Origin of the sequence: Paraburkholderia tropica, assembly GCF_900109265.1 — a bacterium.
GTDB lineage: Bacteria > Pseudomonadota > Gammaproteobacteria > Burkholderiales > Burkholderiaceae > Paraburkholderia > Paraburkholderia tropica.
Window position 1 is genome coordinate 300,105 of the sequence record NZ_FNZM01000008.1, and the last position, 13,848, is coordinate 313,952.

The 13,848-nt window shown below is 66.7% G+C and carries 12 protein-coding genes; 9 read left to right on the top strand and 3 right to left on the bottom strand.

All coding sequences use genetic code 11. The annotated features are described in order from the left end of the window. Window positions 1-32 precede the first annotated feature (32 nt). The 3 genes from ribD (at window position 33) to BMY06_RS15505 (ending at window position 4,181) form a co-directional block, all read left to right on the top strand. The gene (gene ribD, locus BMY06_RS15495) at window positions 33-1,202 is read left to right on the top strand and encodes a bifunctional diaminohydroxyphosphoribosylaminopyrimidine deaminase/5-amino-6-(5-phosphoribosylamino)uracil reductase RibD (protein WP_065058146.1); all 1,170 of its coding nucleotides are present in this window, start codon (window positions 33-35) and stop codon (window positions 1,200-1,202) included. A 41-nt stretch (window positions 1,203-1,243) separates the two neighbouring features. Continuing rightward, complete coding sequence (locus BMY06_RS15500) at window positions 1,244-1,876, top strand: riboflavin synthase (RefSeq protein WP_065058145.1); 633 nt, start codon at window positions 1,244-1,246, stop codon at window positions 1,874-1,876. A 475-nt stretch (window positions 1,877-2,351) separates the two neighbouring features. Further along, window positions 2,352-4,181 (top strand): ABC transporter ATP-binding protein, encoded by a 1,830-nt coding sequence (locus BMY06_RS15505; protein WP_065058144.1) that lies wholly within the window; start codon window positions 2,352-2,354, stop codon window positions 4,179-4,181. Between the two features lie 46 nt (window positions 4,182-4,227). Here BMY06_RS15505 and BMY06_RS15510 read toward each other — a convergent pair whose 3' ends face one another. Beyond that, window positions 4,228-4,536: a HigA family addiction module antitoxin gene (locus BMY06_RS15510; protein ID WP_065058143.1), complete on the bottom strand. Its 309-nt coding sequence runs from the start codon at window positions 4,534-4,536 to the stop codon at window positions 4,228-4,230. Window positions 4,537-4,547: 11 nt separating this feature from the next. Continuing rightward, a complete protein-coding gene (locus BMY06_RS15515; RefSeq protein WP_065058142.1) occupies window positions 4,548-4,829 on the bottom strand; it encodes a type II toxin-antitoxin system RelE/ParE family toxin in 282 nt (93 codons plus the stop codon). A 245-nt stretch (window positions 4,830-5,074) separates the two neighbouring features. Here BMY06_RS15515 and ribBA point away from each other — a divergent pair, with 245 nt between their 5' ends. From ribBA to BMY06_RS15535, 4 genes are all read left to right on the top strand, one after another. Further along, the gene (ribBA, locus tag BMY06_RS15520) at window positions 5,075-6,235 is read left to right on the top strand and encodes a bifunctional 3,4-dihydroxy-2-butanone-4-phosphate synthase/GTP cyclohydrolase II (RefSeq protein ID WP_065058141.1); all 1,161 of its coding nucleotides are present in this window, start codon (window positions 5,075-5,077) and stop codon (window positions 6,233-6,235) included. Between the two features lie 56 nt (window positions 6,236-6,291). Beyond that, entirely contained in the window at window positions 6,292-6,804 is a 513-nt protein-coding gene (ribH, locus tag BMY06_RS15525; RefSeq protein WP_065058140.1) for a 6,7-dimethyl-8-ribityllumazine synthase, read from the top strand. Then, complete coding sequence (gene nusB / locus BMY06_RS15530) at window positions 6,801-7,235, top strand: transcription antitermination factor NusB (RefSeq protein WP_065058139.1); 435 nt, start codon at window positions 6,801-6,803, stop codon at window positions 7,233-7,235. Before ribH ends, nusB begins: the two co-directional genes overlap by 4 nt. A gap of 97 nt (window positions 7,236-7,332) precedes the next feature. Next, window positions 7,333-8,526, top strand: a complete 1,194-nt coding sequence (locus BMY06_RS15535; RefSeq protein ID WP_065058138.1) for a pyridoxal phosphate-dependent aminotransferase — start codon at window positions 7,333-7,335, stop codon at window positions 8,524-8,526. A gap of 136 nt (window positions 8,527-8,662) precedes the next feature. On the opposite strand, the gene BMY06_RS15540 is transcribed toward BMY06_RS15535, so the two are convergent. Beyond that, window positions 8,663-9,880, bottom strand: coding sequence for a transglycosylase SLT domain-containing protein (locus tag BMY06_RS15540; RefSeq protein WP_065058137.1), 1,218 nt, complete (start codon window positions 9,878-9,880; stop codon window positions 8,663-8,665). A 558-nt stretch (window positions 9,881-10,438) separates the two neighbouring features. Here BMY06_RS15540 and BMY06_RS15545 point away from each other — a divergent pair. Continuing rightward, window positions 10,439-12,010, top strand: coding sequence for a UbiD family decarboxylase (locus BMY06_RS15545; protein WP_074983995.1), 1,572 nt, complete (start codon window positions 10,439-10,441; stop codon window positions 12,008-12,010). A gap of 255 nt (window positions 12,011-12,265) precedes the next feature. After that, the gene (locus BMY06_RS15550) at window positions 12,266-13,738 is read left to right on the top strand and encodes an NAD-dependent succinate-semialdehyde dehydrogenase (protein WP_074983997.1); all 1,473 of its coding nucleotides are present in this window, start codon (window positions 12,266-12,268) and stop codon (window positions 13,736-13,738) included. Window positions 13,739-13,848: the final 110 nt, after the last annotated feature.

A 13,848-nucleotide genomic window follows, 5' to 3' on the forward strand; every position in this document is an offset into this window, starting at 1 on the left:
CAACCGACCGCCGCCGCGGAGAAAGCACGACGATGTTCTCGCAAGCCGATTTCGTCCACATGGAACGCGCGCTCGCCCTCGCGACGCGCGGCCTTTACACCACCGATCCGAACCCGCGCGTCGGCTGCGTGCTGGTCAAGGACGGCGCGGTGATCGGCGAAGGATTCACGCAGCCCGCCGGTTTCGATCACGCCGAAATCCAGGCGATGAAGGACGCCCGCACGCGCGGCCACGATCTGCGCGGCGCGACCGCCTATGTGACGCTCGAACCGTGCAGTCATTTCGGCCGCACGCCGCCGTGCGCGAACGCGCTGATCGAAGCGAAAGTCGCGCGCGTGATCGCGGCGATGGAAGATCCGAATCCGCTCGTGTCCGGGCGCGGCCTCTCGATCCTGCGCGACGCGGGCATCGACGTGCGCTGCGGCCTGCTCGCGAAGGAAGCGCGCGAGCTGAACATCGGCTTCGTCTCGCGCATGACGCGCAAGCGTCCGTGGGTGCGCATGAAAGTGGCCGCAACGCTCGACGGCCGCACCGGTCTGCCCTCGGGCGAAAGCCAGTGGATCACGGGCGAAGCCGCGCGCGCCGACGGTCACGCCTGGCGCGCGCGCGCCTCGGCCATTCTCACGGGCATCGGCACCGTGAAGGAAGACGATCCGCGCATGACCGTGCGCGCGATCGACACGCCGCGCCAGCCCAAACGCGTGCTGATCGACAGCCGCCTCGACGCCTCGCCGCTCTCGCAGATCTTCGTGGGCGCGCCCACGCTCGTGTTCTGCTCGAAGCTCGACGCCGCCACCGAGGAACGCGCCGACGCGTTGCGCGCGCGCGGCGCGGAAATCGTCGCGCTCGGCAACGAGCACGGCAAGGTCGATCTGCCCGCGATGCTCACGGAACTCGCAGCGCGCGGCGTCAACGAGCTGCACGTGGAAGCGGGCTACAAGCTCAACGGATCGCTGCTGCGCGAAGGTTGCGTCGACGAACTGCTCGTCTATCTCGCGCCCTCGCTGCTCGGCACGCAGTCGCTCGGCATGGCCGATCTGGCCGCGCCCGCCTCGCTCGATGCGCGCACGCGTCTCGCGTTCCATAGCGTCGAGCGCGTCGGCGACGACCTGCGCGTGCTCGCGCGCGTCGTGCAACCCGAAGCCCACGACGAGCACGGCGAACCGGACACGCAGGACGCACAAGAAGGCGACGCATCATGATTCTCCCGAACACCCTGAACGAACAGCTAGAGGACAGCCAGATGTTTACCGGAATCGTCGCGGCCGTGGGCCGTATCGAATCGATCAAGCCGCTCGGCGGCGAAGCCGACGCGGGCGTGCGCCTGCGCGTCGACGCAGGCAGCCTCGGCCTCGACGACGTGCAGCTCGGCGACAGCATCGCCATCCAGGGCGCCTGCATGACCGTCATCGACAAATCGGCGACCACGTTCGACGTCGACGTGTCGCGCGAAAGCCTGAACCGCACCGTCGGTCTCGCCGACACGGGCGAAGTGAATCTGGAAAAGGCGCTGCGCGCACACGACCGGCTCGGCGGCCACATCGTCTCGGGCCACGTGGACGGCCTCGGCACGGTCACGCGCTTCGCGCCCGTGGGCGAGTCGCACGAGCTGCGCATTCTCGCGCCCGTCGAGATCGGCCGCTACCTCGCCTACAAGGGCTCGGTTACCGTGAACGGCGTGAGCCTGACCGTGAATTCGGTCGACGATCGCGCGGACGGCTGCGAGTTCTCGATCAACCTGATCCCGCACACGGTGGAAGTCACCACGCTCAAGCATCTCGCGGCAGGCACGAAAGTAAATCTGGAGATCGATCTGATCGCGCGCTATGTGGAGCGCATGCTCTCGGCGGGCGTGTCGGCCAAGCCTTCAGCCTGAGGTCGATCGGCTCGCTTCCGGCACATTCGCGCACCACGACGGCGCGCGAATGTGTCGTGAATGCCACGACGAAAGCGCCCGCGCAAATGGGCCAGCAGAAATTCAGTAGCGCTGATAAACTTCATACCTTACTCGCGCGTGCCGTCCGGCGCGTTGCGGTTTTCTCACCCGACTTCGAACAAGGAGGCAAAGATGGCAACGATTGAGTCCACTGCCGTGATGCTGCGAGTTCGGGTGATGTCGTCTCGCGCGACCCTCCTGCTTCCCGCACTGCCGTAGTCCGGCGCAATTCGCGCGGCCCGATTCCGCCGCGCCGTTTTTTCCGCGATTCAGCCTGTTTGCGTCCGGCTTTCAAGCCGGCGCGCGAGACGTTTTTCTCCGCGTCATCCGCTGCTCTTCGCGCTGGCTGCTTTGCGCCGCCCTTTTTCGCATTCTCGATGAAGTCTTCGCGCCACCCGGCACGAAGCGCCATCCCATGGCTGACCAAGACAATCAAAAAGTGACCGGCGGACAGACGTTCCGCCACGTGCTCGGCTTCACGTTCCGGCACTGGATGCTCCAGCCGCTGCGCGTGAGCGCCGTCGCGCTGACCGCGCTGCTCGGCGCACTCGCCGACGTGTTCACGCCGCATTACGCGGGCCAGCTCGTCGACGCCCTCGCGCACGACGCCGCGGGCAGCAACGCCGCCGCGTGGCACGGGGCCGTCTTCGCGTTCTGGGCGCTCACCGCACTCGGGCTCGGCGGCACGCTGATGCGCCAGGCCGCGTTCCAGAACATCATCGTGCTCACGCTGAAGATGATGAGCGGCGTCGCCACGCACGCCTTCCATCGCGTGCAGCGCTTCTCGACCGACTGGCACGCGAACAGCTTCGCGGGCTCGACCGTGCGCAAGATCACGCGCGGCATGTGGGCGCTCGACCTGCTCAACGACACGCTGCTCGTTGCGCTGTTTCCGTCGCTCGTGATGCTGGTCGGCTCGACCGCCCTGCTCGCGCTCCAGTGGCACGTGATGGGCCTCGTGGTCGGCCTCGGCTCGGCGATCTATCTGGCGATCACCGTGTCGCTCTCGCTGTTCTACGTCGCGCCGTCCGCGCGGCTCGCGAACCAGTGGGACACGAAGATGGGCGGCGCGCTCGCGGATGCGATCTCCTGCAACGCCGTCGTGAAGGCCTTCGGTGCGGAGACGCGCGAAGAGTCGCGGCTCGCGCGCGTGATCGCCAAGTGGGACAGCCGCACGCGCCGCACGTGGCGACGCGGCACTTTCAACGGCGGCGTGCAGGGCGCGCTGCTGGTGGCGATGCAGGCCGCCATTCTCGGCGCGGCGCTGCTGCTGTGGGCGCGCGGCCTCGCGAGCGTCGGCGACATCACGTTCGCGCTCACGCTGTTCTTCCTGCTGAAAGGCTATCTGCGCGACGTCGGCATGCACGTGCGCAATCTGCAACGTTCGGTCAACGACATGGAAGAACTCGTGATGCTCGATACGGAGCCGCTCGGCATCGAGGACGCACCCGGCGCACCGCCGATCGTGATCGACCGCGGCGACATCCGCTTCGAGAACATGACGTTCCGCTACGGCGCGCAGAACGCCGCGCTCTATTCGAACCTGACGCTGCGCATCGCGCCGGGCGAGCGTGTGGGCCTCGTCGGCCACTCGGGCTCCGGTAAAACGACGCTGATCAAGCTGATCCAGCGGCTCTACGACGTCTCGGAAGGCCGCATCACGATCGACGATCAGGACATCGCGCGCGTGCAGCAGGCCTCGCTGCGCTCGCAGATCGCCATCGTGCAGCAGGAGCCGGTGCTGTTCCACCGCTCGCTCGCGGAGAACATCGCTTACGCGCGGCCGGGCGCGACGCACGCCGAGATCGTCCACGCCGCGCAGCAGGCGAGCGCGCACGATTTCATCATGGCGCTGCCGAACGGCTATGACACGCTGGTCGGCGAACGCGGCGTGAAGCTGTCGGGCGGCGAGCGTCAGCGCGTGGCGATCGCGCGCGCGTTCCTCGCGAATGCGCCGATCCTGATCTTCGACGAAGCCACGTCGAGCCTCGACAGCGAAAGCGAGCTGCTGATCCAGCAGGCCATGGAGCGGCTGATGGTCGGCCGCACGACCGTGGTGGTGGCGCACCGCCTTTCGACCGTGCGTGCGCTCGACCGGCTGCTGGTGCTGGAGCGCGGCCGCATTGTGGAGGAAGGCACGCACGATGCGCTCGTGCGGCGCGAAAACGGCCTGTATCGCCGGCTGTTCGAGCGCCAGGCGCTCGAACTCACGAAGGGTCTCGCCGACGACGTGTTGCTGCGTTAAGCGTTTGCTCAACGGAGCGCGCCGTGTGTGTCACGGGGTCGCGGAGTCACGGCGCGGCGGCGGCGCGCGCGTGCGGCTGGATGTTCGCGAGAATGTCGGCGAGCGCCTCGCGCGCGCACTCGGTGTCGTAGTGCGCCTGCAGCTCCATCCAGCTGCGCGCGTCGGTGCCGAAATAGACCGCGAGCCGCACGGCCGTGTCGGCCGTGATGGCGCGCTTGCCGAGCACGATCTCGTTGATGCGCCGCGGCGGCACGCCGATAGCCTTGGCCAGCGCATACTGGCTCACGCCGAGCGGCTTGAGCCAGTCCTCGTTGAGAATTTCGCCAGGCGTAGCGAGCGGGACGTCACGCGTCATGTTGATGTTCCTCAGTGATAGTCGACGATGCGGACCTGCGCCGCTTCGCCCTGCGCGAAATCGAAACCGATGCGCCACTGCGCGTTGACGCGAATGCTGTACGACCCCGCCAGGTTGCCGTTGAACGGCTCCAGCCGGTGGCCGGGCGATGCGCGCAAAAACGACAGCGTGGCGGCGGCGTGGACTTGCTGGAGCTTGCGCACGGCCACCGTTTCGATGGCGGCGAAGCGCGGAATCCGGCGCCCGGCGAAAAGCGCTGCGGTGTCCCGACAGGCAAACGATGTAATGGCCATGATAGTAACGCCTCGCGTTAATAACGTCAAACGTTACCATTGTCGCGACGGCGCCACGCTGCGACCAGCTAGCCGTTCGGCCAATGCCTGCGCGAGCCTGATCCAGACGGGGCCGGGCGCCGGCAGCGCCAGCGCAGGCCCGCCCGCACCGCCCGGCGCCCCAAAACCCGTCGCGTCGTCCCCGTTCAGGGCGACGCGCCCGCCCGCGTGGCGTAAAATGTGCGCTTTCCAGCCAGATTCCCAACATGACGCTCTCCTCCACCCTTGAAATCATTGCCGAGCTCAAAGCCGGCAAGATGGTGATCCTCGTCGACGAAGAAGACCGGGAGAACGAGGGCGACCTCGTCATCGCAGCGGAATTCGTCACGCCGGAAGCCATCAACTTCATGGCGAAGTACGGCCGTGGGCTGATTTGTCTTACGCTCACGCAGGAACGCTGCAAGCTGCTCAACCTGCCGCTGATGACCCAACGCAACGGCACGCAATACGGCACGGCGTTCACGGTGAGCATCGAGGCGGCGGAAGGCGTCACCACGGGCATTTCGGCGGCCGACCGCGCGCGCACGATCCGCGCGGCCGTCGCGCACGACGCGAAGGCCGAGCACATCGTGCAGCCGGGCCATGTGTTCCCGATCATGGCCCAGCCGGGCGGCGTGCTCGTGCGCGCCGGCCACACGGAAGCGGGCTGCGACTTTACGGCGCTCGCGGGCCTCACGCCCGCCTCGGTCATCTGCGAAGTGATCAACGACGACGGCACGATGGCGCGCCTGCCCGACCTCATGGAGTTCGCGCAGGAGCACGGCATCAAGATCGGCACCATCGCCGACCTGATCCACTATCGCAGCCGCACGGAATCGATCGTCGAGCGCGTGGCCGAGCGCACCATGCAGACGGCACACGGCGCGTTCCGCGCGATCATGTACGTCGACCAGCCCACGGGCACGCCGCACATCGCGCTGGTGCGCGGCACGCCGAAGCCGGACATTGACACGCCGGTGCGCGTGCACGAGCCGCTGTCGATGCTCGATCTGCTGGAAACGGGCTCGTCCACGCATTCGTGGACGCTCGACGCCGCCATGCGCGAGATCGCCGAGCGCGATCTCGGCGTGATCGTCATGCTCAACTGCGGCGAGAGCAAGGAACATCTGGTCGACGTCTTCAAGGCGTTCGACCAGAAAGAGCGCGCGGAGGCGCTCGCACGCCGGCCGGTGGACTTCAAGACCTACGGCATCGGCGCGCAGATCCTGCGCGAACTCGGCGTGGGACGCATGCAGGTGCTTTCGAAGCCGCGCCGCCTCGGCAGCATGTCGGGCTACGGTCTCGAAGTCACCGGCTTCGTGCCCATGCCGGGCAGCAGCACGGAAGCGCCCTGCCCGCCGGAAACGGCCGACCGCGCCGCGCCATAAGCGCGGCTCGCATCCCTTCACGCGTCACCACGCTCAATCGAACCTACGGATACCACATGGAAATCGGACAATACCAACCGAACCTGGACGGCGACGGACTGCGCATCGGCATCGTCCAGTCGCGCTTCAATGAACCCGTCTGCAACGGCCTCGCCGACGCCTGCATCGAAGAACTCGAACGCCTCGGCGTCACGGGCGAAGACGTGCTGCTCGTCACCGTGCCAGGCGCACTGGAAATCCCGCTCGCGCTGCAAAAGCTCGCGGAAAGCGGCCAGTTCGACGCCCTGATCGCGCTCGGCGCGGTCGTGCGCGGCGAAACCTACCACTTCGAACTCGTTTCGAACGAAAGCGGCTCGGGCATCTCGCGCATCGCGCTGGACTTCGGCGTGCCGGTCGCGAACGCCGTCCTCACGACGGAAAACGACGAGCAGGCAGTCGCGCGCATGACCGAAAAGGGTCGTGACGCCGCGCGCGTCGCAGTGGAAATGGCGAACCTGACGGTGGCGCTGGAACAACTCGACGGCGGCGACGACGACGAGGACGAGGAAGACGAAGAGGAACAGCAATGAAGAGCGCGCGCCGCCGCTCCCGCGAACTGGCCACGCAGGGGTTGTATCAGTGGCTGCTGTCGGGGGTGCCCTCCGGCGAGATCGACGCGCAATTGCGCGGTTCGCAAGGCTACGACAAGGCCGACCACGAACATCTGGACGCCATCCTGCACGGCGTGATCCGCGAGTCGGAGGAACTCTCCGCTTTCGTCGCGCCGTGTCTGGACCGTCCGATCGAGCAGCTTTCGCCGGTCGAACGCGCGGTGCTGCTCGTGGCGACCTACGAGTTCAAGCATCACGTCGACATCCCCTATCGCGTCGTCATCAACGAAGCGGTCGAGCTCACCAAGACGTTTGGCGGCTCGGACGGCTACAAGTACGTGAACGGCGTGCTGGACAAGGTGGCGGCGCAACTGCGCGCCACCGAAATCCAGTCGGCCCGCAAGTCGTAAAAGTCGTCTCGCGGCGAGGCGTGGCGCGCGCCGCCGGAGTTTCCGGCAGCGCCGCCCGCCACACGCCGCGCTGTCTGCAAGTACTGGAATCACCCGCATGAACACCGTTGCCGAACCGCTGCTGCGGCTTGCCGCGCGCGTCGACGAGATCCAGCCGTTCTACGTCATGGAACTGGCGAAGGAAGCTGCGCAGCTCGAACGCGCCGGACGCGACATCATCCACATGGGTATCGGCGAGCCGGATTTCACGGCGCCCGAGCCTGTCGTCGAAGCGGCCGCGGCCGCGCTGCGCCGCGGCGTCACGCAATACACCAGCGCGCTCGGTCTGCACGCGCTGCGCGAGTCGATCGCCGCGCATTATCAGCACGCGTATGGTCTGAGCGTCGATCCGGCACGGATCGTCGTGACGGCGGGCGCGTCGGCGGCGTTGCTGCTCGCCTGCACGGCGCTCGTCGACCGCGACGACGAAGTGCTGATGCCCGACCCGAGCTATCCGTGCAACCGCCATTTCGTGGCGGCCGCGGAAGGCAAGCCCGTGCTCGTGCCGAGCGGCCCCGACGCGCGCTTCCAGCTGACGGCCGCCGACGTCGAGCGTCTGTGGACCTCGCGCACGCGCGGCGTGCTGCTCGCTTCGCCGTCGAATCCCACCGGCACCTCGATCGAACCCGCCGAACTCGAACGCATCGTGAAAACGGTGCGCGCACGCGGCGGCTTCACGATCGTCGACGAGATCTATCAGGGCCTGAGCTATGACGCGCCGCCCGTCTCCGCCCTCTCTTTCGGCGACGACGTGGTCACGGTCAACAGCTTTTCGAAGTACTTCAACATGACCGGCTGGCGTCTGGGCTGGCTCGTCGTGCCGCCCACGCTGGTCGGCGCGTTCGAGAAACTTGCGCAGAACCTGTTCATCTGCGCCTCGACGCTCGCCCAGCACGCGGCGCTCGCCTGCTTCGAGCCCGACACGCTATCCATCTACGAAGCGCGCCGGCTGGAGTTCAAGCGCCGCCGCGACTTCATCGCGCCTGCGCTGGAATCGCTCGGTTTCACGGTGCCCGTGATGCCGGACGGCGCGTTCTACGTCTATGCCGACTGCACGAACGTCAATCATGCGGCCGCCGGCGACAGCGACGCGCTCACGCGCGCGATGCTGCACGACGCGGGAACGGTGATGGTGCCGGGCATGGACTTCGGCGTGGCCGCACCGCGTCAATATGTGCGTCTGTCTTATGCCACCGCGTACGAGCGGCTCGAGGAAGCGGTCGAGCGCCTGCACACGTTCTTCGGGCGCTGATCCGCGAAATCCGTAGACAGAAGATCTGAGCAAAATGTGAGCAGCAATGGAAAAAGGCACCCGAGGGTGCCTTTTTCGTTTTGTCCGGTCTTTCTCTTGCTGGCTGGAGCTTGGTGAAGCCGCCTGGAGACTCGGCCTAAGCGCCGAGTTCAGGCTGAGCGTGCTTCTGGGCCGCCGTGGCGCTGGCGTCGTCCTGTTCGGACGAGCCCTTCACCGAGGTCTTTTCGACCATGGCGTGCTCGCCGTCGAGCGTCACGTGCAGACGCTTGTCGCCGTTGATGCTCGCCACCTTTTGCGGCGCAGGCGAGCTGGCCGTGGTGGTGACGGGCGCCTGCGGCGCGTTGATCGGCACGTTGCGGCCACGGGCCACGTCGCGCAGACGCACCCGCTCGGCCATGACCTTGGCGCCATAGCCGCCGTCGTCCTGCGAGGTCGAACCGACGTACAGACGCAGACCACCTGGCAGCGAACCGCCGCGCGCGATGCAGTCCTTCAACACCAGCGCGCCGACCTTGATGTTCGCGAGCGGATCGAGCGCCGCGCTCTGGCCGCCGAAGTACTGGAACTTGTCCGAGTGCACTTTCGACATGACCTGCATCAGGCCCTGCGCGCCCACGCCACTTTCGGCGTAAGGATTGAAGCCCGACTCGATGGCCATGACCGCGAGCAGCAGCAGCGGATCGAGACCCACTTCGTGCCCCGTGTCGAATGCCGCCTTGACGAGTTCGCCGACCGGCTCCTGCGCCACGCGATAGCGGCGCGAGATATAGGTCGCGACGAGCGCCTGTTCGCGCGCCGACACCAGCACGCGGTCGTCGCGTGCGTCGGGCGTGATGCGCTGCGACGGAATCATGCGCGCCAGCGAGCCCACGCTCGGCAGCGAACGCGGATCGAGGCCGTTGAGCGTGACCGCGTCGAGCGTGGCCATGCCGCCGCTCGAGACGCTATTGGTCACGTGCGCGACCGCGCCGTTCGAACCGGCAGGCGAGACGCTCGCGAGCGCCGCGCTGTTTGCGCCGTTATCGGGCACGAGTGCGGTCGGCAGGTTCGCGCCGTCGGCGGACTCGCCTTCTTCATTGGCGGGAGCGCCGGAAGGCGTGAACGACGGCAGCGGATTGCCCTGCAGCAGGCGTGCGGGACCGGCCTGCACGGCAGCGGTGACGAAGGGCATCATGCGCGCGGCCAGCGTACCGCGCCACGTGGGCAGCAGCCAGATGGCGAGCGCGAGCAGGACGGCGCAACCGCCCACAATGCTAAACAGGTGATGGCTAAGACGCGTGCCACGCCGCAGCAGCGCACGCAGGCCAAGAGCGAGACGCTCGTCGGCGCGCCACCACGATAACCAGGTATTCATCTACAGATCTCCCCATGTTGCATGATCCGGCGACCGAAGTCGGCGCGAGGCCGATGGCCAATCGCAGGATCAAGACGGCGCGCGCCCTGGCTGGTGCGGCAGCGACGTCGGGAAAAACGGCAACAAAGTACGCCGTTGGTGGAGCTCCTCCGGTACAGCGGGCACGCCTTGGGCGCGCATGGGAGCTCTCACGCGAACAGCCGGCGCGAAGGCGCGCCAGCGAGGACAACCAATCTAGACCGTGGGAAGCCGTGCAGGGAGTCGGCTAAACGGCGACGCGTTGCGTCTGAAGGACCGGGACGGTGGTTAAAAATTGCAAGCCCTGCAACCAGTGTGGACGGATTCTAGCAGGGATTTATAGACCGTCAACACTATAGAATGTCAAAGTTATAACTAATTGTAATAATGAACACCGTTCAATTCGTCAAGAACCGCGCGCCACGCGCTTCTCCAGCCAGTTGGCCGATCGGCTGACAGCGTGCGTCAGCTAACACAGGTAAAATCGACAATCGTTTTGCCCCTGCACTCGCCGCGCGCTGCGGCTCCGACCCTATCCTGATGAAATACAAAGACTTGCGCGACTTCGTCGGTCGCCTGGAGACGCTCGGCGAACTGCGCCGCGTACCGCAGGCCGTCTCTCCGGTACTGGAAATGACCGAGCTGTGCGACCGCGTACTGCGCGCCGGCGGCCCCGCCCTGTTATTCGAGAGCCGCGCAACCCATGCGTTCCCCGTTCTGGGCAATCTTTTCGGCACGCCGCGCCGCGTCGCGCTCGGCATGGGCATCGACGCGCCCGAGAGCGCCGGTGACGGCGCCGCGCTGGAGTCGCTGCGCGACGTGGGCCGCCTGCTCTCCGCGCTCAAGGAACCCGAGCCGCCGCGCGGACTGAAAGACGCGGGCAAACTGCTCACGCTCGCCAAGGCCGTCTGGGACATGGCGCCGAAAACCGTGAGCGCGCCGCCCTGCCAGGAAATCGTCTGGGAAGGCAACGACGTCGATCTCGCGAAGCTGCCGATCCAGACCTGCTGGCCCGGCGACGCCGGTCCGCTCATCACGTGGGGCCTGACGGTCACGCGCGGCCCGAACAAGACGCGCCAGAACCTGGGCATCTACCGCCAGCAGCTCATCGGCCGCAACAAGCTGATCATGCGCTGGCTCGCGCATCGCGGCGGCGCGCTCGACTTCCGCGAATTCGCGTTACGCAATCCTGGCAAACCGTATCCCGTGGCCGTCGTGCTCGGCGCCGATCCGGCGACGATCCTCGGCGCGGTCACGCCGGTGCCCGACACGCTCTCCGAATACCAGTTCGCCGGACTGCTGCGCGGCGGCCGCACCGAACTCGCGAAGTGCCTGACGCCTGGCGTCGAGTCGCTGCAGGTGCCCGCGCGCGCGGAAATCGTGCTCGAAGGTTTCATCTATCCGCAAGAGGGCGCTCCGGCGCCCGCAGGCGCGCCGCCGCGTCCCTCGAAGAGTGCGAGCGCCGCTTACGAGCACGCGCTCGAAGGGCCCTACGGCGATCACACGGGTTACTACAACGAGCAGGAATGGTTTCCCGTTTTCACGGTCGAGCGCATCACCATGCGCCGCGACGCGATCTATCACTCTACGTATACAGGCAAGCCGCCCGACGAACCCGCCGTGCTCGGCGTCGCGCTCAATGAAGTGTTCGTGCCGCTGCTGCAAAAGCAGTTTCCCGAGATCACCGACTTCTATCTGCCGCCCGAGGGCTGCAGCTATCGCATGGCGATCGTGCAGATGAAGAAGAGCTATCCGGGGCACGCGAAGCGAGTGATGTTCGGCGTGTGGAGCTTCCTGCGGCAGTTCATGTATACGAAGTTCATCGTGGTCGTCGACGATGACGTGGATATTCGCGACTGGAAGGAAGTGATCTGGGCGATCACCACGCGCATCGATCCGGCGCGCGATACGGTGCTTGTCGAAAACACGCCGATCGACTATCTCGATTTCGCGTCGCCGATCGCGGGGCTCGGCTCGAAAATGGGCCTCGACGCCACCAATAAATGGCCCGGCGAAACGAACCGCGAGTGGGGCCGCGCAATCGAAATGACGCAGGACGTGAAGACGCGCGTCGATCGTCTTTACGAAGAGCTGGGGCTCGGCGGCGCGTGAAAAACCGCCGGCGATTCACGCGCGACAACGTGTGAATCGCTGCATGATCCGCGCTCGAGCCGCGCTTGCATCATCCGCGAGCCGCACCGCGACTTGCGTGACGTATGCCGCGCACGCGGCATGCATCTATATATAGAGTGCGCGCGCAACGCAGCGCCCGCGCGCCGACCTTGAAACGCGACGCCGACCGACGCCGCGCCTGACGCGCCGCCGCCCCACCCGGCCGCGGCGACTTCAACCCGAGGAGACACGAAGATGAGCCAGTCCGCATCCGAACGCCTGACCCAGCTGAAGGATCCCGCACTCTTCAAGACGCGCGCCTGGATCGACGGCGAATGGAGCGGCGGCGGCGCGACGTTCGCCGTGCTCGATCCCGCCGACAACGGCGAAATCGCGCGCGTGCCCGACTTCGGCGCCGACGAAGCGCGCCGCGCGGTCAACGCCGCGAACGCCGCGCTGCCCGCGTGGCGCGCGAAGACCGGCAAGGAGCGCGCGGCCGTGCTGCGCCGCTGGTTCGACCTCGTCATCGAACACGCCGACGACCTCGCCGCCATCATGACCGCCGAGCAAGGCAAGCCGCTCGCCGAAGCGCGCGGCGAAGTACTGTACGGCGCCTCGTTTCTCGAATGGTTCGCCGAAGAAGCGAAGCGCGTGAACGGCGACGTGCTCGCGAGTCCCGCGAGCGACCGCAAGCTCGTCGTGCTCAAGCAGCCGATCGGCGTATGCGCCTCGATCACGCCCTGGAATTTCCCGATCGCGATGATCACGCGCAAGGTCGCGCCCGCGATCGCGGCGGGCTGCACGATCGTCGTGAAACCGGCCGAGCAGACGCCGCTGTGCGCGCTCGCGCTCGCCGAACTCGCGCAGCGCGCGGGCGTGCCGAAGGGCGTCTTCAATGTGATCACGGCCGACTCGGCGAACTCGATCGAAGTCGGCAAGGCGCTCTGCGAAAGCGATATCGTGCGTCATCTCTCGTTCACGGGATCGACGCCGGTCGGCCGCATTCTCATGCAGCAATGCGCGCCCACGGTGAAGAAAGTCGCGCTCGAACTCGGGGGCCACGCGCCCTTCATCGTGTTCGACGACGCCGATCTGGACGCCGCCGTTCAGGGCGCCGTGATCTCGAAATATCGCAACGCGGGCCAGACCTGCGTCTGCACCAACCGCTTCTACGTGCACGACAAGGTCTACGACGCGTTCGTCGACAAGCTCGCGGACGCTTCGCGCAAGATCAAGGTGGGCAACGGTTTCGAGGCGGGCGTGAGCCAGGGCCCGTTGATCGACGACGACGCCGTGGCCAAGGTCGCGCAGCATATCGACGACGCCACCTCGAAAGGCGCGAAACTCGTCGCCGGCGGCAAGGTCACGGAGGGCCGCTACGTCGAGCCGACCGTGCTCGCCGACGTCACGCGCGACATGCTGATCGCGCGCGAGGAAACCTTCGGCCCGGTCGCCGCCGTGTTCCGCTTCAGCGAGGAAGCCGAGGTCATCGCGCTCGCCAACGACACCGAATTCGGCCTCGCCTCGTACTTCTACAGCCGCGATCTCGGCCGCGTGTGGCGCGTGGCCGAAGCGCTCGAGTACGGCATGGTCGGCATCAACACGGGGCTGATCTCGAACGAAGTCGCGCCGTTCGGCGGCGTGAAGCAATCGGGACTCGGGCGCGAAGGCTCGAAGTACGGCATCGACGAATACGTCGAGCTGAAGTATCTGTGCATGGGCGTTTGAGCACGCGCTTCAAGCACAGGATGAGCACGTAATCACGCTACGATCCGCCCGGCGTCCACGATGCGCCGGGCGCGCAGTACACCGCGCATCACGTGCGGTCGAACGACAAC